This is a genomic window from Pelagovum pacificum (assembly GCF_016134045.1).
GTDB lineage: Bacteria > Pseudomonadota > Alphaproteobacteria > Rhodobacterales > Rhodobacteraceae > Oceanicola > Oceanicola pacificus_A.
Genome location: NZ_CP065915.1, coordinates 916,006 through 939,135, shown reverse-complemented (window position 1 = coordinate 939,135; position 23,130 = coordinate 916,006). Strand labels below are relative to the sequence as shown.

Annotated in this window: 20 protein-coding genes; 13 read left to right on the top strand and 7 right to left on the bottom strand. The window is 67.1% G+C overall.

Features of this window, described 5'->3' with window-relative positions:
* Positions 1 to 4: 4 nt before the first annotated feature.
* On the bottom strand, positions 5 to 607 hold the full coding sequence (locus tag I8N54_RS04750; RefSeq protein WP_140193661.1) for a TetR/AcrR family transcriptional regulator: 603 nt from the start codon (positions 605 to 607) through the stop codon (positions 5 to 7).
* 254 nt (positions 608 to 861) lie between these two features.
* Between I8N54_RS04750 and I8N54_RS04745 the strand changes: the two genes are divergently transcribed.
* From I8N54_RS04745 to I8N54_RS04735, 3 genes are all read left to right on the top strand, one after another.
* Positions 862 to 2,175, top strand: coding sequence for an aspartate aminotransferase family protein (locus tag I8N54_RS04745; protein ID WP_231592476.1), 1,314 nt, complete (start codon positions 862 to 864; stop codon positions 2,173 to 2,175).
* A 65-nt stretch (positions 2,176 to 2,240) separates the two neighbouring features.
* Positions 2,241 to 3,041, top strand: coding sequence for an HAD-IIB family hydrolase (locus tag I8N54_RS04740; protein WP_140193662.1), 801 nt, complete (start codon positions 2,241 to 2,243; stop codon positions 3,039 to 3,041).
* A complete protein-coding gene (locus I8N54_RS04735; protein WP_140193663.1) occupies positions 3,034 to 4,269 on the top strand; it encodes a glycosyltransferase family protein in 1,236 nt (411 codons plus the stop codon). Before I8N54_RS04740 ends, I8N54_RS04735 begins: the two co-directional genes overlap by 8 nt.
* On the opposite strand, the gene ligD is transcribed toward I8N54_RS04735, so the two are convergent.
* On the bottom strand, positions 4,266 to 6,707 hold the full coding sequence (gene ligD, locus I8N54_RS04730) for a DNA ligase D (protein ID WP_140193664.1): 2,442 nt from the start codon (positions 6,705 to 6,707) through the stop codon (positions 4,266 to 4,268). The two genes, I8N54_RS04735 and ligD, sit on opposite strands and share 4 nt — an antisense overlap.
* Positions 6,704 to 7,534: a non-homologous end joining protein Ku gene (ku, locus tag I8N54_RS04725; protein ID WP_140193665.1), complete on the bottom strand. Its 831-nt coding sequence runs from the start codon at positions 7,532 to 7,534 to the stop codon at positions 6,704 to 6,706. The genes ligD and ku overlap by 4 nt, the downstream gene beginning before the upstream one ends.
* A gap of 158 nt (positions 7,535 to 7,692) precedes the next feature.
* Here ku and I8N54_RS04720 point away from each other — a divergent pair, with 158 nt between their 5' ends.
* From I8N54_RS04720 to I8N54_RS04690, 7 genes are all read left to right on the top strand, one after another.
* Entirely contained in the window at positions 7,693 to 8,712 is a 1,020-nt protein-coding gene (locus I8N54_RS04720; RefSeq protein WP_197097505.1) for a LacI family DNA-binding transcriptional regulator, read from the top strand.
* Between the two features lie 156 nt (positions 8,713 to 8,868).
* A complete protein-coding gene (locus I8N54_RS04715) occupies positions 8,869 to 10,110 on the top strand; it encodes an ABC transporter substrate-binding protein (protein ID WP_140193667.1) in 1,242 nt (413 codons plus the stop codon).
* A 132-nt stretch (positions 10,111 to 10,242) separates the two neighbouring features.
* Entirely contained in the window at positions 10,243 to 11,280 is a 1,038-nt protein-coding gene (locus I8N54_RS04710) for a carbohydrate ABC transporter permease (RefSeq protein WP_140193668.1), read from the top strand.
* A gap of 13 nt (positions 11,281 to 11,293) precedes the next feature.
* Complete coding sequence (locus I8N54_RS04705; RefSeq protein ID WP_140193669.1) at positions 11,294 to 12,181, top strand: carbohydrate ABC transporter permease; 888 nt, start codon at positions 11,294 to 11,296, stop codon at positions 12,179 to 12,181.
* Positions 12,182 to 12,186: 5 nt separating this feature from the next.
* Positions 12,187 to 13,254, top strand: a complete 1,068-nt coding sequence (locus tag I8N54_RS04700; RefSeq protein WP_140193670.1) for an ABC transporter ATP-binding protein — start codon at positions 12,187 to 12,189, stop codon at positions 13,252 to 13,254.
* A 14-nt stretch (positions 13,255 to 13,268) separates the two neighbouring features.
* Positions 13,269 to 14,972 (top strand): glycoside hydrolase family 13 protein, encoded by a 1,704-nt coding sequence (locus I8N54_RS04695; RefSeq protein WP_140193671.1) that lies wholly within the window; start codon positions 13,269 to 13,271, stop codon positions 14,970 to 14,972.
* Entirely contained in the window at positions 14,969 to 16,177 is a 1,209-nt protein-coding gene (locus tag I8N54_RS04690; RefSeq protein WP_140193672.1) for an MFS transporter, read from the top strand. The genes I8N54_RS04695 and I8N54_RS04690 overlap by 4 nt, the downstream gene beginning before the upstream one ends.
* Here the strand turns inward: I8N54_RS04690 and I8N54_RS04685 are convergent.
* Positions 16,149 to 17,159, bottom strand: a complete 1,011-nt coding sequence (locus tag I8N54_RS04685) for a LacI family DNA-binding transcriptional regulator (protein ID WP_140193673.1) — start codon at positions 17,157 to 17,159, stop codon at positions 16,149 to 16,151. The two genes, I8N54_RS04690 and I8N54_RS04685, sit on opposite strands and share 29 nt — an antisense overlap.
* 20 nt (positions 17,160 to 17,179) lie before the next feature.
* Positions 17,180 to 18,349, bottom strand: a complete 1,170-nt coding sequence (locus tag I8N54_RS04680) for a nuclear transport factor 2 family protein (RefSeq protein WP_140193674.1) — start codon at positions 18,347 to 18,349, stop codon at positions 17,180 to 17,182.
* A 100-nt stretch (positions 18,350 to 18,449) separates the two neighbouring features.
* On the opposite strand from I8N54_RS04680, the gene I8N54_RS04675 reads away from it, so the two are divergent.
* Positions 18,450 to 18,614, top strand: coding sequence for a hypothetical protein (locus tag I8N54_RS04675; RefSeq protein WP_197097506.1), 165 nt, complete (start codon positions 18,450 to 18,452; stop codon positions 18,612 to 18,614).
* Positions 18,607 to 19,953: an amidase gene (locus tag I8N54_RS04670; protein WP_140193675.1), complete on the top strand. Its 1,347-nt coding sequence runs from the start codon at positions 18,607 to 18,609 to the stop codon at positions 19,951 to 19,953. Before I8N54_RS04675 ends, I8N54_RS04670 begins: the two co-directional genes overlap by 8 nt.
* A 1-nt stretch (position 19,954) precedes the next feature.
* Here the strand turns inward: I8N54_RS04670 and hisD are convergent, their stop codons facing one another.
* The gene (gene hisD / locus I8N54_RS04665) at positions 19,955 to 21,241 is read right to left on the bottom strand and encodes a histidinol dehydrogenase (protein WP_140193676.1); all 1,287 of its coding nucleotides are present in this window, start codon (positions 21,239 to 21,241) and stop codon (positions 19,955 to 19,957) included.
* Positions 21,242 to 21,402: 161 nt separating this feature from the next.
* Between hisD and I8N54_RS04660 the strand changes: the two genes are divergently transcribed.
* On the top strand, positions 21,403 to 22,032 hold the full coding sequence (locus I8N54_RS04660; protein ID WP_140193677.1) for a hypothetical protein: 630 nt from the start codon (positions 21,403 to 21,405) through the stop codon (positions 22,030 to 22,032).
* A gap of 13 nt (positions 22,033 to 22,045) precedes the next feature.
* Here I8N54_RS04660 and I8N54_RS04655 read toward each other — a convergent pair whose 3' ends face one another.
* Positions 22,046 to 23,110 (bottom strand): LacI family DNA-binding transcriptional regulator, encoded by a 1,065-nt coding sequence (locus I8N54_RS04655; RefSeq protein ID WP_197097507.1) that lies wholly within the window; start codon positions 23,108 to 23,110, stop codon positions 22,046 to 22,048.
* Positions 23,111 to 23,130 lie beyond the last annotated feature (20 nt).

Genomic DNA, 23,130 nt, shown 5'->3' with positions numbered 1-23,130 from the left:
GTCGTCAGTCCTCGATGAGTGGTGGGCGTGACCTGCCGTAGGTCATGAAGTGGGCGCCGATGGCGGCCAGATCGGCTGCCGTCATGCGGCCGGGCTCCTGCAGCCACAGCCGAAGCAGCGACATGATCGCCCCGGTGAAGAAGTGAACGCCGACGTCGCGGTGCGCGTCGCTGACATGGGGCCGTCCCGGCGCGGCCTCGCGGTTTTCGCGCAGGATCGTGTCGAAGAGCCCGATGAAGGGTCGCTCTACTCGGGTCGCCTCGCCGTCGATCAGCAGGCGGCGGATCAGCGGGTCGTCTGTCCCGATCTGCTGGAAGAGCCATGTCAGGACGATGGTCGCGCGGCGGTGCTTTTCCTCCGCCGACAACAGCGGGCCCGGGTCCGGCGCGTGGCGAATGATCTGGTCCCTCAGGTCGAGCACGAGCGCTTCGAGATGATCGTCGAGCAGCGCGTGAACCTCGCCGAAGTTGGCATAGAAGGTCGGTCGCGTGACGCCGGCGCGCTGACACAGTTCGTCCACGCGCACCTCCTCGATCCGCTTCTCGGCGAGGAGGTCCTTCAGGGCGGCTTTCAGTTTCGCCCGGCTCCGGCTGCGTCTTGGATCCATGCCGCCTGATACCAACTATTTTACAGAAGTTAAATAGCAGGGTGAAGTCCGAGCGATGTCGAGCTCGGACGCCGTGACGTCGTCCGAAAACAAGACGTTAGAGCGCCGAGACTGCGCCAGCCGCGCCCACCTGCACAATTCTCGCGCAGCGCCGTCGCCATCGGCCGGCGAATCCCGTCGCCGCGGCCCGTGCTCTGGCGCCTTCCCGCAAGGCTGGTACTGTCCCGCGACATGACCAGCCCACGGAGACGCCGATGACCTCTGCCAACGCCGCCGATGCCGCCTTCTGGTCCGACGTTTCCGGACACGTGATGCGTTACGGACCCGTGTTCGAACGCCGGGTCATCGAGCGGGCGGAGGGCAGCTACGTCTACGACACCGCAGGAAAGCCGATTCTCGATTTCACCTCCGGCCAGATGAGCGCCCTCCTCGGCCATTCCCACCCCGAGATCGTGCGCACGGTGCAGGAGCAGATCGGCAAGCTCGACCATCTGTTCAGCGGCATGCTGTCGAAACCGGTCGTCGATCTCTGCGCGCGGCTCGGCGGCATGGTGCCGGGGCTCGAGAAGGTCATGCTCCTCTCCACCGGCGGCGAGTCGAACGAGGCGGCGATCCGACTGGCGAAATGCGTCACCGGCAAGCACGAAGTGGTCGCCTTCTCCAAGAGCTGGCACGGCATGACCGGCGCCGCGGCCTCTGCGACCTACAGCGCCGCGCGCAAGGGCTACGGGCCGGCGCAGGTCGGGTCGTTCGCGATCCCGGCGCCGCACGCCTACCGCCCCCGCTTCACCCACGCCGACGGCAGCCTCGACTGGCAGACGGAGCTCGACGACGCTTTCGCGCTGATCGACAGCCAGTCGACGGGCAGCCTCGCCGCGTTCATCGCGGAGCCGATCCTGTCGTCGGGCGGGATCATCGACCTGCCCGAAGGCTACCTCGCCGCACTGAAGAAGAAGTGCGAGGAGCGCGAGATGCTCCTGATCCTCGACGAGGCGCAGACCGGGGTGGGCCGCACCGGAACCATGTTCGCCTTCGAGCGGGACGGCGTGGTGCCCGATATCCTGACGCTGTCCAAGACGCTCGGCGCGGGCCTGCCGCTGTCGGCGGTGCTGACCAGCACCGAGATCGAGGAGAAGGCGCACGAGAAGGGCTATATCTTCCTTACGACCCACGTCTCCGACCCGCTGCCGGCGGCGGTCGGGCTGGCGGTGCTCGACGTGGTCCGGAACGAGGGCCTGATCGCCCGCGCGACGGAGGCCGGGACGCTGCTGCGCGAGGGGATGCAGGCGCTTCAGCAGCGGCACGACTGCATCGGCGACGTGCGCGGCCGGGGCTTGCTGCTCGGGCTGGAGATCGTCACCGACCGCGCTTCGAAGACCCCCGACCTCGAGATGGGCGACCGGATCGCTGCCGCGGCGATGGAGCGTGGCCTCAGCATGAACATCGTCAAGGTACCCGCGATGGGCGCGGTCTTCCGCATCGCCCCGCCCCTCACGGCGACGGACGAGGAGATCGGTCAGGGTCTCGAGATCATGGGCGACGCGCTGAAGGCGGCCGAGACGGCGTGACGGCAATGCCGCACCGCGGCAATTCTGGGCTCGCGCGGGGCGGAAAAGTTGTCTAACCACTTTGCATGAGCGGTCGCCTCCCCCTTCTCGTCTTCACCGATCTCGACGGAACGCTGCTGGATCATGAGACCTACGACTGGTCCCCGGCGCGACCCGCGTTGGACCGGCTGGCCGGGATCGGGGCGGGCGTGATCCTCGCGTCCAGCAAGACGGCGGCGGAAATCGCTCCCTTGCGGGACGAGCTCGGCCTCTCCGACTGGCCGGCCATCGTGGAGAACGGCTGCGGCCTGCTGGAGGCCGGAGCGCCGGGAGACGACGACGGAGACGCAACGGAATATCAACGTCTTCGCACCATCCTTCACGAATTGCCCACAGGCTTCACGGGATTTGGCGACATGGATGCCGCCGACATCGCGCGACTGACCGGCCTTCCTGCGGACGCTGCCCGTCGCGCGGGGCAGCGACGGTTCAGCGAGCCGGGCACCTGGACCGGCACCGAAGTCGGGCTGGCGGCCTTCCTGGACGCGGCGCGGGCGAACGGCATCCACGCGCGCCGCGGCGGACGCTTCCTGACATTGTCGTTCGGCGGCACCAAGGCCGACCGGATGGACGAGGTGATCACCCGCTACCGGCCCGGCATGACCGTCGCCCTCGGCGATGCGCCGAACGACGTAGAGATGCTGCAACGCGCCGATCGCGGCATCATCGTCGCGAACCCGGCCTCCGATCCGCTGCCCGAACTGGACGACGAAGCGGACGGCCGCATCACACGCACGACCCGGCCCGGACCAGAAGGCTGGGCAGAGGCAATGCTGGCATTGCAGGACAAGCTCAACCACCACGAGGATACCGGGCACGATGGCTGACTTTCACCAGAACGGGAACATCACCACCCTTCACAACCTGCGCACCCGCGGCCTCGACGACCTCACCTACGAGCTGACCGCCGTCTCGCAGAACAGGAAGATCTCGCTGATCCTGCCCTCGCTCTATTCCGAGCTCGAGGGACCCGCGCTCGGCCATATCATCGACGAACTCGCGCAGGTCCCCTACCTGCACCGCATCGTCATCGGCCTCGACCGGGCGGACGAGGCGCAGTATCGCGCCGCGCAGGGCTTCTTCGCGCGACTGCCGCAGAACCACGTGGTGATCTGGAACGACAGCCCGCGCATGACCGCGCTGCAGGCGCGGCTCGCGGACCTCGGCCTCGCGCCGGGTGAGCGGGGCAAGGGCAGCAACGTCTGGAGCTGCATGGGCTACCTCATCGCCTGCGCCGACAGTTCGGTCATCGCGATCCACGATTGCGACATCACCACCTACGACCGCGAGTTGCTGGCACGGCTGGTCTACCCGGTCGCGATCCCCTCGTTCCCCTACCAGATGGCGAAGGGCTTCTACCCGCGCATCGACGGTCACAAGCTGAACGGGCGGGTGACGCGCCTGCTGGTCAGCCCGCTTCTGATCGCGCTGAAGAAGGTGATCGGCGACCGCGACTACCTCGATTTCCTGCGCAGCTTCCGCTACCCGCTATCGGGCGAGTTCGCGCTGCGCACCACCAGCCTGCCGGACCTGCGCATCCCTTCGGACTGGGGGCTGGAGATCGGCGTGCTGTCCGAGGCCTGGCGCAACCTCGCGCCCAAATCCGTCTGCCAGGTCGAGCTCGCAGACGAGTACGACCATAAGCATCAGGACCTCTCCGAAGAGGACGCGAGCCAGGGGCTCAGCCGGATGTCGACCGATATCTGCAAGGCCATCTTCCGCAAGCTCGCCGCCGACGGCACGGTGTTCACGCCCAACGTCTTCCGCACGTTGAAGGCGACCTACTACCGTCGGGCGCTCGACCTGCTCGAGGGGTATTACAACGATGCCAAGATGAACGGCCTGTCCATCGACCGGCACCGCGAGGAGAAGACGGTCGAACTGTTCGCCGAGAACATCATCCGCGCCGGTCAGATCTTCCTTGACCACCCGCACGAGACGCCGTTCATCCCGACGTGGAACCGCGTGAATGCGGCCGATCCGGACTTTCTGACCAGCTTCAAGCGGGCGGTCGCCGAGGATACGGCGGAGTTCACCCCGCCCCAGACGGCCTAGCCAGAGGCCCAGTCTTCCAACGCCTCGACGACCGTCGTGCCGATGCCGCGCGCCTCGACCACGTCGAGCGGGCAGTCCGCCTCAAGCCGGTCCGCCATGTCGTCTGCGTAGAAGCCGTTCGCCGACTTGAGCTTGCCGAGCTCGTCCCAGCTGACCGGCGTGGCAACCGCCATGCCAGCCCGCCCCCGGAGCGAGTAGGGCGCAATCGCCGTCGCGCCGCGCTCGTTGCGCAGCCAGTCGATGAAGACCCGGCCCTTGCGCTTCGCCTTCGACATCGTGGCGGTATAGCGATCGGGATGCCGCTCGGCGAGAACGGTCGCGAAGGTCCGGGCGAACGTCTTCACCGTGTCCCAGCCCGCGACGCAGCGCAGCGGCACGATGACATGCACGCCCTTGCCGCCGGTGACCATCGGCGCACAGTCCAGCCCGCAGGCTTCGAGCCCCTCCCGGATTTCCTGCGCGGCGGCGACCACATCGTCAAAGTCGAGACCCTCGTCCGGGTCCAGATCGAACACCATCCTGTCCGGCCGCTCGATCCGGTCACGCGCAGCGCCCCAGATGTGGAATTCCACCGTGCCCATCTGCGACGCCCCGACGAGGCCATCGGCAGAAGAGACATAGATGTACTCCTCCGTTCCGCCGTCCTTTTCCTCGATCGGCATCGACTTCACGCCGTCCGGAAAGCCCTTGCCAGCATGTTTCTGGAAGAACCCGTCCCCGCCGATGCCATCGGGGAAGCGCAGCAACGACACTGGCCGGTCGGCAGCATGGGACAGCAGCCGCTCCGCGACCTGCCCGTAATAGCGGGCGACATCGGCCTTTGTCATGCCGCTGTCGTCGTCGATCACCCGGTCGGCGCTCGAGATGCGGACTCCGGCGACTTCGACCTCCGCCTCGTCCTTCGATGCTTCTGCCTTCGCACTCACGTCGCTGGCCTCCTTGTCCTCGCGCAGTCCGTGGTAGACGCCATGACGGATACGGCCCTCGGCGGTGAACTCCGCGTATTCGACTTCCGCGACCAGCTTGGGCGTGACCCACTTCGCGCCTTTCGTCTCGCCGGGAAGGTCATCGTCATCGAGCGGCGTGGTCTTTCGGGCCAGCCGATCAAGCTGCGGTTTCAGGTCGTCGAAATCGTCGCCGTCGAACCCGGTGCCGACACGCCCGCGGTAGACCAGCCTGCCCGCCTCGTACGAGCCGACCAACAAGGATGAGAACGCCCGCCCCCGCTTGTCGGAGGGCGACCAGCCGACGACCACGAATTCGGCGCGCGTGATGCATTTGGCCTTGATCCAGCCGCGGGAGCGCTGGCCTTTGTAAGGCGCGTCGAGCCGCTTCGACACGATCCCCTCGCCGCCCGCGCGGCACATGGCGTCGAGCGCGGCGGCGCCATCCCCCTCGATCACCGGACTGAGCCGGACCGCGCCGCGCGGCGGCTGACCCTCGAACAGGCTCTCGAGCGCCGCGCGGCGGTCGGACAGCGGCTTGCCGGTCAGGTCCTTACCATCGAGCGCGAGGCAGTCGAAAGCGTAGTACATGAGCGGATCGCCTGACTTCAGCGCCGCCTGCAGGGCGGAGAAGTCCCCGCCCCCGCCGCCGGCGATGACCTCACCGTCGATCAGGGCCGATTTGCAGTTCAGCGCATCGACGGGATCGACGAGAGCGCCGAACCTGTCGGTCCAGTCCTTGCCGTTGCGGGTGAACAGACGCGGCCCGCCCTTGCCGAGCGCGACGAGGCAGCGGTAGCCGTCGAACTTCGCCTCGTGCTGCCAGCCCTCGCCCTCGGGCGGCGCGTCGCGCAGGGTGGCGAGCTGAACCTTGCGGAAGCCGGGTCGCTTGCCGTCATGTTTCACGGGCTCCGCCACCGGCTTGTCGGAGCGGATCGCCCGCATCGCGCGGCCCGTCGTGACACTGGTGCGATACTTGTTGATGAGCGCGTCGGCGCTGCGGCCCGCCTCGTCGTCGCGTTCCTTGATGAGCAGCCAGTTCTCGCGCTTCTCACCCTTGCGCGGCTTCATGCGAACCAGCGCCCAGCCCCCCTTCATCCGTGCGCCATGCAGGCGGAAGTGCAGCTTGCCCTCTTTCACGCCCTTCGCCGGGTCATGCAGCGGCTCCCACCAGCCATTGTCCCAGAGCATGACCGTGCCGGCACCGTATTCGCCCTCGGGGATAGTGCCCTCGAAGGCCCCGTAGGCGATCGGGTGATCCTCGGTCCGCACCGCGAGCCGTTTTTCCGACGGGTCGGCAGAGGGTCCCTTGGTCACGGCCCAGGACAGCAGCACGCCGTCGAGCTCGAGTCGGAAGTCGAAGTGCAACCGCGTCGCGTCGTGTTTCTGGACGACGAAGGAGGCCCGCTCACCGCCCGCTTCGACCAGCTCGGCGCGGGGTTCTGGCGTGACGTCGAAATCCCGCTTGCGCTCGTATTCGCGGAGCGCACTCACGACGCCTTCTTGCGGCGCGTGCTACCGCCCTTCCCCTTGCTGTCCTTCAGGCTCTTTTTCAGCGCGTCCATCAGGTCGACGACGTTCTCGGCCTCGGGCCGTTTCTCGTCGTCGTCCGCCTTGGTGCGACGGGTCTTCTTGGACTTCATCTTGCGCCCGATCAGGTCCTTCAGCGCCGTGGCGTAGTGGTCTTCGAACGCCGAGGCATCGAACTTGGCCGTCTTCTTCTCGATCAGCTCGGTCGCGACGCCGAGCAACTCGTCGTCGGAGGCATCGTCCTCGATCCCTGAGAACAGCGGGTCGGCGTCGCGGATGTCCTGTTCGTAATGCAGCGTCTCGAGCAGCAGGCCGTCGCCGCAGGGCCGGATCGCGCAGAGATATTCCTTGCCCCGCATCGTCAGCTGGCCAAGCCCGGCCTTGTTGGTCTTGCGCAGCGCATCGCGGACCACGCGATAGGCGTCTTCGGCGAGATCGTCGGTCGGCACCACGTAATAGGGCCGATCGAACCAGATCGGCGCGATCTCGGAAGCCTCGACGAACTGGACGAGCTCCAGCGTCTTCTTCGTCTCCAGCCGGATCGCGTCGATCTCGTCCGGTTCCAGCAGGACATATTCGCCGTCGTCCGTCTCGTAGCCTTTCATGATGTCGTCGTTCTCGACCGGACCGACGCCCTGGACGACCTTTTCATAGTGGACCGGCTTGCCCGAGGGCCCGTGGATCTGTCGGAACGAGACGCGGGCGCCGGAGTTGCGGGCGGAGTGGATTTCGATCGGGATCGAAACAAGCGAGAGCCGAAGCTGTCCTTTCCAGATCGCGCGCGATGCCATGGTGTGATCCTTCTGCGAGAACGAGTCGCCAACGCCGGTGCGGGACGAAAGTTGCGACCTCACGTAAGCCGGGTGACGTCCGGGAGCGGCTTGACTTCGCAAGCGCCGGGAAAAATCCTTGGATGACAGGGACAAACGACACGGGAGAGGCCAGGTCGATGGGCAACGCGGGACCGCAGACGGCGATCGGCAAGCGGGTCACCGCATCCGATGTCGCGCGCGAGGCCGGGGTCTCGCAATCGACCGTCTCCCGTAGCTTCAGCGACGACAGCCGGATTTCCGCCGCGACGCGCGAGCATGTGCGCGACGTGGCCACGCGGATGGGCTACACGCCGAACGCGCTGGCGCGGTCGCTCATCACCAGTCGCTCCGGCATGGTGGCCGTGATCGTCACCCGTCAATCCATCCTCGCCATGCCCGAGATGCTGACCGCGATAAGCCAGGCGCTGGGCCGGCGGGGCCAGCGAATGTTGCTGTTCTCCCCCGCGGACGAGAGCGACGTCCAGAACGCGGTTAGCGAAGCATGGAGCTATCCGCTTGAGGGAGCGATCTCCTGCGTGACGCTGACAGCGGAGCATCTGGACGGCTTCCGGATGAACCGCATTCCCGTCGTTCTCTATAATCGCCGGGCGCGCGGGCTCGCGGATTCCGTCTGCACGGAGCATCACGCCGCCGCCGCCCGGCTCGCCGACCGGCTCTGGGAGGCGGGGCACCGGTCGTTCCTGTGCCTCGCCGGTCCCGCCGACGCGCCCGTCGGGCATGAGCGGGCGGAGGGGTTCTCCGCCCGGCTGGAAGAACTCGGCGCCGTCCGCCCCCGGTCGGTCGTCACCGACTTCTCCTATGCCGGCGGGCGCGCGGCGATGCTTGACGCGTTGGGCGCGTCCCCTGCCCCCGACGCCGTCTTCTGTGTCAATGACCAGCTCGCGATGGGCGCCACCGACGCCCTGCGCTACGACCTCGGCCTCGCGGTGCCGCAGGACGTCTCCGTCGTAGGCTTCGACGATGTTCCCGAGGCCGCGCGCCCCTCTTACCTGCTCACAACCGTGCGGCAGGATCTCGGAGCGCTGGCCGAGAATGCGGCGTCGCTCCTCGATGATCGAAGCCGCGCGCCCGATTCGCCATTGCGCGATCTCGACGTCCGCGGAGAGCTCGTCGAACGCCAGAGCGCACGTTTCTAAGCAGCCACCGATTAATTATTAAGCAGTTACACCGGCAATCAGGGGTTCGCCGGATTATCCGCATTGCACGGTGAAATGGTTTGTGCATACGAATGCAAAACAGCAAAAAGACAACAAGAACTCGAAAAACGTTCGCACCGCAGAGAGGACCTCTACATGAACAAGCTGACCAGTGTCTCCGCTGCTGCCCTTTTGGGCATGTTTCCGGCAGTCGCAAGCGCCGATTGCGGCATCACCGACAGCGGCTCCGTCCGCATCCTTGCCAACGATTTCGGCGCGCTTGATCTCGTCATGGAGCGCGCAAGCTCCTGCGCCACGGACGACCTGACGGTGTCGATCAACCAGACGGAAGAGCACAAGAACCTTCAGGTTCCCGCCCTCTCCATCAATCCGGCGGAATACACGGTCGCGGTCATCGCCAACAACTCCCTGCCGCCGCTGCTGAACGCTGACCTCGTCCGCCCGATGGACGACCTCGTCGAGCAATATGGCGAGCAACTGTCCGATGCGCAGATCATCCGCATCGACGGCCAGATCATGGCGATCGCCTTCATGGTGAACGGCATGCACCTGTTCACGCGCTCCGACATCCTCGAAGAGGCCGGCATCACCGAGACGCCGACCACGTGGGCCGAAGTGATCGACGCCGCCGAAGCGATCCGCGCCGCCGGCATCCTCGAGTACCCGCTGACCGGTGCCTACGCTCCGGGCTGGGAGCTCGCGGAAGAGTTCATCAACATGTACACCGCGACCGGCGAGCCCTTCTTCGAGCCTGGCTCGGCCGAGCCGGCGATCAACGGCGAAGCCGGGATCGAGGTTCTCGAGACCATGAAGGCGCTGACCGAGTACATGGACCCCGACTACCTGTCGGTCGGCTCGCTCGAAGCCTCCAAGAAGTGGGGCGCGGGTGAAGCCGCGATCATGAACCTCTGGGCCAGCCAGGCCGGTCCGCTGATCGACGTGGAGGGCGACTTCCCCGAGGTGGCGCCGAACACTGTGCTGACCGCCGCGCCGACGCTCGGGGAGAACAGTATCCCGAGCGGCGCGCTGTTCTGGGACGGCTTCTCGATCTCCGCCAACATCTCCGACGAAGATGCGGCCGCGTCGTTCCAGGTGATGATGAATGCGATCGCCCCGGAGCTCGCCGGCGAGCACCCGACCGGCGCGAGCTGGATGATCGACGGCTACGAGCCGACCGACAACGCCGTCGGCATCATGGCCAACGTCGCCGAGGGTGGCCTCGCCTACCCGACGCTGCCCTACATGGACCTGATGCACTCGGCCCTCGGCACCGAACTGGTCGACTTCCTGCAGGGCAACGAGACCGCCGAACAGGCGCTCGAAGGTGTCGAAGCCGCCTACACCGCCGCAGCTCAGGAACGCGGCTTCATGAACTGAAGCCCGTCCTGATACCGGGCCCGGCCGCCCCTCCTCCTCCCCCTTGGGCGGCCGGGCCCGACATGGTCCCAATCGGACCGGACCGTCGCAAGCGCGACCCTGACGCCAGCCCCCAGAACGAAGGAGCGCGCCGTGCCCCACAAGGCCTTCGCATGGTTCATCCTCCCCTCCGCCGTCGCGATGCTGCTGTTCATCGCCCTGCCGCTCGTCTCCATCGTGATCCAGTCGCTGTTCGTCGAGCACCAGCAGGTGCTGGTCGAGGTCGAGAGCTGCTCCCCCTTCGGTGGCTGCACGCAGGAGACCCGGGTCGACGCCCAGGCGACCGCCGCGCTTCGCGAGGCCGAGCCGCTCGGCCGGTTCAACGGCCTCGGCACCTACCTGAACCGCAACCACCTCGCCTTCGCCGAGATCGGTGCGATCCTCGAGAATGCCGACAGCTTCGGTGAGGCGATCAACCGGATTTACCAGCTGCCCTTCTACCGGGCCCTGTTCTTCACGATCTGCTACACGTTCCTGGTCACGCCCTGCGGCATGTTCCTCGGCTTCTGGATCGCCCTCGCGGTGAACCGCATCCCGAACATGCTGAAGGGGCCGGTGATCTTCGTATCGCTGCTGCCGATGATCATCACGCCGCTGATCGGCTCGCTGGTGATCTTCTGGATGGTTAACAGCCGGGGAATCCTCGGCAGCCTGCTGCAATGGCTGGCGCAGGACCCGACGCTGTCGATCGCCGCCTCCGGCCCGCTGACATGGGTGATGCTGTTCCTCTACGGCATCTGGATCGCGGCCCCCTTCAGCTTCGTCGTCTTCTACGCAGGGCTTCAGACCGTTCCACAGGACACGCTGGAGTCGGCGATGATCGACGGGGCGAACCGGTGGGAGCGCGTGCGCTTCGTCATCATCCCGCACCTGATCCCGCTCGCCACCTTCGTGTCGCTGGTGCAGCTGATGGACAACTTCCGCGTGCTTGAACCGATCATCGGCTTCAACGCGCAGGCCCGGGCCACGTCGCTGAGTTTCAGCATCTACAACGACTTGCAGGCGCAGAACGGACAGTTGTTCGGCTCCGCCGCCGCGACGTCGATGCTGACGATCTTCTTCGTCATCATCCTGCTCTTCCCCGTCCTCATCCGCACCTGGCGCGACTTCTCGCGCAAGGGCGCCCACTAAGGAGGGCCGCGTCATGTCCGCTACCACGACCCCACACCGCCCCAACCGCACGTTGACCATACTGGCCACCGCATTCGTTCTGATCTGGCTGGTCGTCGCAGGCTTCCCGTTCCTCTGGACCACGTGGGGCTCGTTCAAGGTCGAACCCGACTTCTTCTCGCGCACCGACTGGACGAACGCGATCACCGGCGTGAACACGATCCGCCAGACCGGCGACGCGTTCACGATGGACGGCTACGAGGGCGCGTGGATCCAGAACGAGTTCTGGCGCGCCGTACTCAACACCGCCTTCGTGACCGTGACCGTGACGATCCTGTCGCTGGTGGTCGGAACGCTCGGGGGCTATGCGCTGGCCCGGTCGGGCTACCGCTACGCCTTCTGGATCCTGATCCTCGCCCTGATCTTCCGCGCCATGCCACACATCACGCTGGTGTCGGGCTACCTCGTCCCGTTCTTCGAGCTGAACATCTGGGGCACTCTGCCGACCGCGATCATCGTACTGGTGGCGATCAACCAGCCCTTCACGCTCTGGATGCTGCACAGCTTCTTCTTGTCGATCCCCAAGGACCTCGACGAAAGCGCGATGGTCGACGGCTGCACCCGCTTCCAGGCATTCCGCGAGGTGATCGTGCCGGTCATGTGGCCGGGCATCATCACCACGGGGCTGTTCAGCTTCCTGCTCGCCTACAACGACTTCGCGGTGACCGCGATGCTGCTGAGCCAGGAGAACCAGACGATGATCCCGAAGATCGCGTCCTTCCTCGGCTCGATCGAGAGCGAGGGCAACGTGATGTTCGCGGTCTCCTCGGTGGTCTCGGCCACGGTGCCGCTGTTCATCCTCATCATGTTCTTCCAACGCCAGATCGTGGGCGGCCTGACCGCCGGCGCCGTGAAAGGATAATCCCGATGGCCGAAATCAAGCTGAAGGGCATCACCCGCCGCTGGAACGACTTCGTCGGCGTCGACAACCTGAACCTCGACATTCCCGACCGCGAATTCCTCGTCCTGCTCGGCCCCTCGGGGTGCGGCAAGTCCACCACGATGCGGATGATCGCGGGCCTCGAAGACGTGACCGAAGGCGAGATCTGGCTCGGTGACCGGATGGTCAACAAGCTGGAGCCGAAGGACCGCGACATCTCGATGGTGTTCCAGAGCTACGGGCTATACCCCACCATGTCGGTCTACGAGAACATCCGCTTCCCGCTGCGCATCCGGAAGGTCCCGAAGGCGGAGCACAAGGCCCGCGTGATGAAGGCGGCCGAGATGGTCGAGCTGACCCAGTTCCTCGACCGCCGTCCCGCCGCGCTCTCCGGCGGCCAGCGCCAGCGGGTCGCGCTCGCCCGCGCCATCGTGCGTGCGCCGAACGCCTTCCTGATGGACGAGCCACTGTCGAACCTCGACGCCAAGCTGCGCGTGTCCACGCGGGCCCAGATCGCCAACCTCCACCACGAGCTGAAGACGACGACGGTCTACGTCACCCACGACCAGGTCGAGGCGATGACCTTGGCCGACCGTGTCGTCGTGATGCGCCACGGCATCGCCCAGCAGATCGCGCCGCCGATGGAGATCTACAACAAGCCCGCCAACACCTTCGTCGCGGGCTTCATCGGCGCCCCGGCGATGAACCTGATCGAGGGCGAGATGTCGGGCGGCACCTTCCGCTCTCCGGTCCTCACGGTCGAGGGGCTGGCCCACCGCCACAGTGGACCCGCGACGCTCGGCTTCCGGGCGGAGGACGTGGAAGTCGTCAGCGAAGGCGGCAATCTCGCCGCGCCGGTCTACTCGGTCGAGCGGCTCGGCGATTCCACCATGTTCGCGATCCGCGCGCGCGAGGATCTGATCTCGCTCAAGGCCGACAAGTCGGCGAGCCTCGAGATCGGTGAGACCGTCCGCGCAAAGGTCACGCCCGAGGTCAGCCACATCTTCGACGGCACCACGGGACAGCGGATCGAACCCGCGCTGACGGCCGCCTGACGAAAGACCAAGACATGCCCAAGGACAAGACAGAGACCACCCCGGAGCGGGTGAACGGCATCGCGCGGCGGTGGTGGAAGGAGGCGGTCGCCTACCAGATCTACCCGCGCAGCTTCATGGACAGCGACGGCGACGGAGTCGGCGACCTCGCCGGGATCGTGAGCAAGCTGGACTACCTCTCGGACCTTGGCGTCACGATGGTCTGGCTCTCGCCGCATTACGACAGCCCGAACGCCGACAACGGCTATGACATCCGCGACTACCGCGCGGTGATGTCCCAATTCGGCACCATGGACGATTTCGACGCGCTTCTCGACGGGCTGCATGCGCGCGGCATCCGGCTGATCGTCGACCTCGTCGTCAACCACACAAGCAATGAGCACGCATGGTTCGCCGAGGCGCGTCAGGGCAAGGACGCCGCCACGCGCGACTACTACATCTGGCGCGACCCCGCCCCCGACGGCAGCCCGCCGAACAACTGGCCGAGCTTCTTCTCCGGCCCCGCCTGGACGCTGGATGAGGCCTCGGGGCAATATTACCTCCACCTCTTCGCGGCAAAGCAGCCCGACCTGAACTGGGATAACCCCGCGGTGCGCGGCGAGGTCTGGGACCTCATGCGCTTCTGGCTCGACAAGGGCGTCGACGGCTTCCGGATGGACGTGATCCCCTTCATCTCGAAGGACCCCGCCCTGCCCGACCTGCCGGCCGGAATCAAGCCGCAGAAGCACTACGCCGAGGGTCCGCGCCTGCACGACTACCTTCGGGAGATGCGCCGCGAGGTGCTCTCGCACTACGACTGCGCCACGGTGGGTGAAGGCAACGGCCTCGACCAGGACCAGATGCGCCGCGTCGTGGACGAGCGGCGCGAAGAGCTCGACATGATCTTCCAGTTCGACGTGGTGGAGTTCGACCGCGATGCGGCCGGCAATCCCCGCGACTGGACCTTGCCCGAGTTCAAGGAGATCTTCGCCCGGCAGGCCGACAGCATGGACGCGCACGGCTGGACGACGGTCTACCTCGCCAACCACGACACGACCCGGCCGGTCAGCCGCTACGGCGATGACAGCGCCGAGTGGCGCGTCGCCTCGACCAAGGTGCTGAACGCGCTGCTGCTGACCCAGAAGGGCACGCCGTTTCTCTACCAGGGCGACGAGTTCGGGATGACCAACTTCCCCTTCACCGCGATCGGCCAGTTCCAGGACATCGCCGTGCGCAACGCCTGGGCCGCAGCCCAGGCTACCGGAACAGCCGACGAGGCCACGTTCCTGACCCGCCTGAACCGGACGAGCCGCGACCACACCCGCACGCCGATGCAATGGGACGCCTCCGCCGAGGGCGGCTTCACCAGCGGCACCCCGTGGCTGCCGGTCAACCCGAACTCCGCCGAAATCAACGCCACCTCCGCGATGGCGGACCCGAACGGCGCGTGGGCCTTCACCCGCGCCCTGATAGAGCTGCGCAAGGCGCAGGAGTTGCTGGTCTACGGCGACTACCGCGACCTCGCCCCCGATCACCCGCAGGTCTTCGCCTTCGCCCGCGAAATCGGCGCAGACGGCATCGCCGTCGTCCTGAACTTCGGCGCGTCGCCTCAGACCTTCGCCTTGCCCGACAGGCCCGGCCCGGTGCGCGAGCTTCTGGCCTCGGACGCCAGCCTGATCGGTTCGGACGTAATGCTCGGCGGCTGGTCGGTGATGATCTGCGCGTGGGGCGACCGATGACCCCCTCCCCCGCCGTATCGAGCCCCCGGACCGCACCGGACTACCTGATGCCGCTGCTCGCCGTCGCCTGCGGGCTGCTCGCGGCGAACGTCTACTACGCCCAGCCCCTCGCCGGTCCGATCGCCGCCGACCTCGGCCTGTCCGAGCGGGCCGCCGGCTTCGTCGTCACTCTGACCCAGATCGGCTACGGCGCCGGGCTGCTGCTTGTCGTGCCACTGGCCGACCGGCTGGAGAACCGCCGCCTGATCCTCGGGCTGACCACGCTCGCCGGACTGGCGCTGATGCTGGCCGGCGCGACGACCTTCGCGCCACTGTTCCTCGCCGCGTGCCTGTCCATCGGACTCGGGTCCGTCTGCGTGCAGGTGCTGGTGCCCTATGCCACTCACCTCGCCCCGGAAGAGCGGCGGGGCCGCACGGTCGGCTTCGTCACCTCGGGGCTGATGCTTGGCATCATGCTGGCAAGGCCCGTCGCGGGCTTCGTCGCGGAGGCCCTCGGCTGGCGCGCGATGTTCTGGATCAGCGCGGCACTGATGGCCGGCCTGCTGGCCGCGCTGGCCGCGCGCCTGCCACAACGCCGCCCAGCCGTGTCAGAACCCTATACCGCAGTCCTGCGTTCCATGGGCCGCGCGCTCGCCTCCATGCCGGTGCTGCGGCAGCGCATCCTCTACCAGGTCGCGCTGTTCTCGGGCTTCTCGCTGTTCTGGACGACGGTGCCGCTCTGGCTCGCCGGCCCCCGCTGGGGCTGGAGCCACGCGGAGATCGGCATCTTCGCCCTCGCCGGTGCGATGAGCGCCATCGCCGCCCCCGTCGCCGGCACGCTCGCCGACCGGGGCCTGTCACGGCAGGGCACCGGCTTCGCGCTGTTCACCGGGTTCGTCGCCTTCGCGATCGCGGGGATCGCGCCTGCAGGCGGGATGACGGGGACCTGTCTGCTGATCCTCGCCGCGTTGCTGCTCGACCTCGGTGTCTCGATGAGCTTCGTGATCGGGCAACGCACGATCTTCGGCCTCGCGCCCGGCAACCGGGCACGACTGAACGGCGTCTTCATGGCCTGCTTCACCGCCGGCGGGGCCGTCGGGTCGGCCCTCGGCGCGTGGATCTACGTCATGGCGGGGTGGAGTGTGGTGGCGATGTTCGGCGCGGCGCTGATCGCGCTCGCCGGGCTGCGCTTCGCGGCTAGCCTCGCCGAGTCGACCCACGAGTGACGAGCGTCACCGGCAGCGCGAGCTGCCGGTCGCCGCCCGTCTCGTCGCCCTCGATCGCGCCGATGGTCGCGGCAACGGCCGCTGCCACCATCGCCGCACGGTCCTGCCGAACGGTGGTGAGATCGAAGCTCGGCCAGGCGGCAGCCGGCGCGTCGTCGAACCCGACCACGGCCACATCGCCCGGCACCGACAGTCCGAACTCCGTGCGGATCACGTCGAGCGCGGCGAAGGCCATGTGATCGTCCGCCACGAAGAGCGCGTCGGGCCGGTCGGTGCGGTCGAAGATGCGCCGGGTCGCCTCGCAGGCGGTGTCATAATGGTAGTCGCCGAACTCCGTGATCGCCACGTCGACGCCTGCCTCGGCCAGCGCGGCGCAAAAGCCGTCGGCGCGGTCGCGGTCGGTCGAGGCGTCCTCGAACCCGCGCAGGTGTGCAATCCGGCGCAGCCCACCGGCCAGCAGCGCCTCGGCCGCCAGACGCCCGCCCGCCCGGTTGTCGCTTGTGACGGCGCGCAGACCGCTGCCGGGCTGGTCGCGGTTGAACAGCATCACCGGGATCGACAACCCGACGCAGCGCTCGGTCAGGGTCGAGGACATGGAGACGGACACCAGCACCAGCGCGTCGACCCGGTAGTCGAGGATGCGCTGCACGACATCCTCGACATCGCCGACGGTGCGCTGCGCCATGAAGAGCAGCACGTGATAGCCCTGATCCTGAAGCGCGATCGACAGCCGTTCGACCACCTCGGGATAGAACTGGTTCTCGAGGTAATGGACGACGAGCCCGACGATCCGGCTCTTGCCGGTGATCAGCGACCGGGCCAGCACGTTCGGCCGATAGCCGAGCTCTTCCGCGGCGACGCGGATCCGCTCGGCCATCTTCTTGGAGACGGACGCGCCCGGGGTGAAGAAGCGGGACACGGCGGACTGGCTGACGCCGGCCTTGCGCGCGACGTCCACGGATGTGACCGGCTTGTCCCCCACTCTCGGGCTGCTCCTTCTGATTACTCAGCGGCCTCGATCGCCGCCGGGCGGTCGGCGAGCTGCGCGAGCTTCACCTGCACCAGCATGGAGAGTTCGTCGTAGACCGTCCAGTCGTCGACGATCTTGCCGTCCTTGTAGTGGAAGTGGGACATGCCCATCACCTGCACCCGCTTGCCTGTCGGATCGCCCAGCGACTCGAGCCCGCCGAAGCCGAGGTGATGGCCTTCCATGACCCAGCGGACCGCGACCTTGGTGCCACCCTCGACGCAATCGACCGAACAGACATGCTGCGGCATGAAGACGGCGTCGGGGATCGCGCCGACGAGGCCGATCATCTGGTGGCTGACGGCGGTGATGCCGTAGAGCTCTTTCATCAGCGGCCCGTGGTACATCACGGTCGGCGCATAGACGTCGCGCAGGATGCCGAACATCTTGCGGTTATAGGCCGCGTGCAGCCACTGTAGCGTGCTCCGTTCGAGGTCGGTCGACGCGATGGAGGTGTCGAGCGGCAGTTCGGACGGCGGGTATTGACCCATCATCAGGCCGGTCTCACCGATATCGAGGCTCTTCAGGCCCTGCGCCAGCTTGGTCGCGGCGACCTTCTCGGCGAAGGCGTGCGGGTCGAGGCCGAGTTGGCGGACGATCGCCATCTGGTCGGCGACGACCCACTCGCGGTAGATCTTGTTCTCGTAGACCATACAGTCGGCGACGGTGCGCGACACGAAGGGACGGCCAGTCGCAGGGCCGTAATGGCCGTTCTGGCTGTGCCGCCCGGAGCCGGTGACGAGGTGGCTGGTGTAGAAGCCATCGACGTCGTTGCCCTTCCAGATCACCTGGGTCGCCATGCCCCGGCGTTCGGGCAGCGAGACGAGCCGCTGGATCGTGTCGCGGACGACGTCCTCGCGGTTGTACATGGTGCCCATCGTTCCGTAGAGGACGCAGTTATGGGTGTAGTGGGTGTAGATCAGTCCGACGTCGCGCTCGTCCCAGATCTTGTGGGTACAGCGCACGATGTAGTCGACGATGTCCGTGTAGCAGTCGTCGAATCCCTTCATCGACTGGCCGCGCGGCCGGTTCTCGGGCACGAGATCGACGAAATCCAGCCGTTCGCACTGAAGCACGTCGTCCTTCGGCTGCGCCGGGGTCTTCGCCTTCGGCGCGTCTTCGGTTTTGTCGGTCGTGGTCGCCATCGTCGTCTCCTGCTGTCGGTCGGGCGCGAGCCTCTTGCCAAGCCTTCTGCCCCATGTTGAATACGTATGCAATACCTCTCGAAGTCCGGAGCCATCCCCGATGACCGAAGAGCCCCTGTCGCTCGAAACCATCCGCCAGCGCCTTGCCGCGCTCGGCATCACCCTGCCGTCCGAGGACGAGGACCGCGCGCTGGACGCGGCCCGCAAGCTTTCCGATCTTGCACGGTCCGTGCGTCTGTCGCTGCCTGAGGCCGACGATGCGTGAGTGGATCGACCGCCCGATGGCGGAACAGGCGGCCGCTCTGAGGGCCGGAACGCTCACGTGCGAAGCGCTGATGGAAGCGACGCTTGCCCGCATCGAGGCGCGGCGCGGGCTTGATGCAGTGACCGCCGTCGCGGGCGACGCGATGGAGGCCGCACGCGCGGCACAGGCGGCGCTGACCGACGGGGACGAAGCCGGGCCGCTGCACGGCCTGCCCTTCGCCGTGAAGGACCTGATGGACGTCGCCGGCCTGCCCGGCTTCTGCGGCTCGACCGCCGTCGATCCGACGATCGCCGCGACCGACAGCGCCCCCGTCGCCGCCCTGCGCCGCGCCGGGGCGATCCCGGTGGCCAAGGTCGCGACCTACGAGTTCGCGCTGACCGGCCCGGCATGGGACCAGCCCTACCCGCCCGCGAAGAACCCGTGGAACGTCGCGCACATCACCGGCGGCTCGTCCTCGGGTTCGGCGGCCGCCGTCTCCGCAGGCATGGTGCGCGCTGCACTCGGCACCGACACCGGCGGCTCCGTGCGCAGCCCGGCGTCCTACTGCGGGATCGTCGGGCTGAAGCCGACGCGGGGCCGCGTGCCCGATGGCGGGGTCTACCCGCTGTCGCGCACGCTCGACACGGTCGGCCCGCTCGCCGCCTGCGTCTCGGACGCCGCGCTGATGCTCGACGCGATCTCGGGCGAGGGCATGGACCCGGCGAGCCGCGAGCTCGGCCTCTCGCCAGAGGGCCTGCGCATCGGTTTCGCGCGGCACTGGGCGGAGGACGAGGCGGCCCACCCCGCCCTTCTGCCGGCGCTCGACGACGCGGTCGGCGGGCTGTCGCGGCTCGGTATCGGCGTCGACTTGATCGAGATGCCGGACTACGCGCTCGCGGAGGCTGCCGGCTCGGTAATCATCCAGGCGGAGGCGCTCGAGGTTCACGCCGAACGCCTCGCCAGCCGCTATGGCGACTACGGTCGAGACGCGCGGATCAACCTCGTCAGCGGCGCTGCCCTGACGGCGGAGGACTTCGCCGCCGCCCGCGCCCATGCCGCCCGCCTTGCCCGGCAGGTCGATGCGGCGCTCGACGGGTTCGACGCGATCGTCACCGCGACGACCCTCGGCCCCGCACCCGCGTTCAAGGCGTTCGAGAACGGTGCGGTCTGGACGCCGATGCGGACATTCCCGTTCAATGTCACCGGCCACCCGGCGATCAGCGTGCCCTGCGGGATGGCCGACGGCCTTCCGCTCGGCCTGCAGATCATCGGGCGGCACGGGGCCGAGGCCCGCATCTGCCGTATCGCCGATGCCTTCGAGCGGGCGACGGACCACTCGGTCCACCGCCCGCCCGTCTGACTTACGCCTGAAGCCGGTCGAGCCGCAGCTGCGCGGCGCGGCGGTGCCCTTCGAGACCCTCGCTCGCCGCCTGACGCGCGGCGGGCGGGGCGACCTGCTTCACGCCTTCCTCGGTGAGCCACTGGTGCGTCGCGGTCTTGATGTAGGCTCCGACCCACAGCCCGCCGGTGTAACGGCCGGCGGCCATCGTCGGCAGCGTGTGGTTCGTTCCCGAACATTTGTCGGAATAGACGACACTCGACAGCTCGCCGATGAAGAGCGAGCCGTAGTGGCTCAGCTTCTTCGCGAACCCCTGCGGATCGACGGTGTGGACCTGCAGGTGTTCGGCGGCGACGTGGTCGGAATAGGCGATCATCGCGGCCTCGTCCTCGACCAGCGCGATCTCACCGTAATCCTCCCAGGAGCGGGCGGCGATCTCGGCGGTGGACAGGTCGGACAGCTGACGCTCCACCTCGGCCAGCACCGCGTCGGCCAGCGGCTTGTGCGTGGTGATGAGGCCCACTCGGGTGCGCACGTCATGCTCGGCCTGCGCGAGAAGGTCGGTCGCGATCATCTCTGCATCGCCCGTCTCGTCGGCGAGGACGAAGATCTCGGACGGTCCGGCAAGCTGGTCGATACCGACAGGGCCGAAGACCTGCCGCTTCGCCTCGTTGACGAAGGCATTGCCGGGTCCGACGATCTTGTCGACCTTCGGCACACTCTCCGTGCCGAGCGCCATCGCCGCGATCGCCTGCGCGCCGCCGATCCTGAAGATGCGGTCGGCTCCGGCAAGGTGGCAGCCGGCAATCATCGCGCGATGTGCGTTCGGCGGCAGACAGGCGACGACTTCTTTCACTCCGGCAACCTTGGCCGGAACGATGGTCATGATCGGCGCTGACAGAAGCGGGAAGCGACCGCCCGGCACGTAGCACCCCACCCGGTCGAGCGGGATGTTGCGGTGACCGAGATGGACGCCCGGCAGGATCTCGACATCGAGGGCCGACAGCGTGCCGAGCTGCGCTTTTGCGAAGTTGGTCACGTTGGTGATCGCGAACTCGGTATCGGCACGGGTCTGCGGATCGAGCTCTTCCAGCGCCGCGAGCCGATCGGCCTCGCTCACTTCAAAGACCTCGAGCTCGGCCTTGTCGAACTGCCTGGAATAGTCGCGCACGGCGGCGTCGCCCTCGGCACGGACGCGGGCGATCACCTCGGTGACGAGCGTCTCGACGGGGGCGTTGTCGGCGGTCGCGTTGCGCGACGGCGCCTTGATGAAAACGGGAGCCTTCGGGCTGGTGGTCTCGCTGGTCATGGCCTCACTTCCGGTGTGATTTTCCCTTCGTTAGCAGTTTTGCATACGAATGCAATATTTGATCGGGGAGAGGGAAACAAAGGTTTGGCCGGACACCAAGGAACGTCGCCCGACATAGCACGTTCGCAAGCCAGACGATGGTTTCAAACGAGGGTGACCCGATGCAGTGGATTTCCGAATACAGCTCCGCGCTGAACTTCTTCGTCAACCTGGGCATGTTGCTGGCTTGGGTGGCCTACCTGCACCTGTTCCTTGTGACCTACATGCGCGCGCGCAGGCCCCGCATCATCATCAACCGGGTGTCGGGCAGCGACCTGAACGGTCTCTGCCTGCTGTCCAACATGAGCCAAGAGCCGGTTTACGCACAGAACGTCTACTGCACGATCCATCGTGCTTCGGGCGATTTGTCCGCCACGATCACCGACCGCGAAATCCTGCAGCGCTCCGCCGAGGGCGACCGCCCCGACGGCGTCACGGCGAACGGCCCGCTGAACCGGGGCGAGTTCATGACGCTCGGCTCGTTCCGCAACCTGCTCGACATCACCGCCGAGCAGGCGGAGGACTACGACGGCTCCGGCATCCCCGACGACGTGGAGCGCTTTCAGATCATGGTCGTGGGGGCCTTCGGGGGCGATGACCTCGAAGTCGCGGCCCAGCGCGAATTCCGCGTCGACCGGTCGTCCGACCCGTGGCAGGTCGTGCCCGTATCGCCCCAGACGCGCCAGATCTCGAGCCGCTCGGAACGCAAGCGCATCCGCCAGATGATCAAGAGCGAGCTGGAGCAGGTCTGAGCCCCGCCCGTCGTCAGCCGCCGCGCGCCACTTTCTGGAGGCGTCCGGCGGCGACGGGCGCGATCGACTCGCGCTCGATGAAATCGCAGGGCAACTCGTTGCGCAGCGCATAGTCGGTGTGGTTGGCGCGGGCGATCAGGTAGTCGACCGCCGACGCCCCCATCGCCCCGTGCGGGACATGGACGCTCGACAGGGGCGGGGTCAGGTGCTGGCCGACAGGGTCCCCGTCGAAACCGACGACCGACACGTCCTGCGGCACCTTGTAGCCCATCCCCTTCAGCGCTTCGTAACAACCGATCGCCATGCGGTCGGAGGCACAGAAGATGGCCGTCGGCGGATTGTCTTCCTGCATCAGCGCGACCGTCTCGCGCTCCGCGAGACCCATGTTCCAGTCGCCGACCCGCACCATTGTCGGATCGTGCGGCAGCCCGGCGTCGCGCAGCGCGGACAGGTAGCCCTGCAAGCGATCGCCCGAGGCCTCCTTCTCCATCGCGCCGGTGATGCAGCCGATCCGGCGATGCCCGGCGGCGATCAGCTTCTCGACCGCCACATAGGCCCCGGCCCGGTGCCCTGGCACCACGTAAGGCACATTCTGGTCCGCCGAATAGCAATTCACCAGCACGATGGGCTGGGTGCGCAGCGCCTTCGGCAGTTCGACCTTCCGGGTGTAGAACGACTGATAGATGACCCCGACGAGCCGCAGCGACAGCAGAAGGTCGATCGCCGCCTTCTCGAGCTTGCGGTTGCTGTTGAACGGCAGGACGTTCAGCACGCAGTCATTCGCCCAGGCCCGTTTGCGCGCCATGTCGATCGCCGTCAGCGACAGCGGGTTCGATTCGATATCGTCCACCAGCAGTCCGATGCAGCGGATCGAGCCGCTGCCGACGTTGTTGCGCTGCCAGACGAAATAGCCGAGCTCCTGCGCGGCGGAGCGCACCTTGTCCCGCGTTTCCTCGGAGACCCGCACCCCACCGGTGTTGTTGAGAACAAGGGATACGGTCGTCTGGGACACGCCCGCCGCAGCGGCGACCTCGGCCATGGTCGGTTTCTTGTCTCGTGTCTTGCGTCCGCTCTGCATCGGCCCGTCCGTTATCCCTG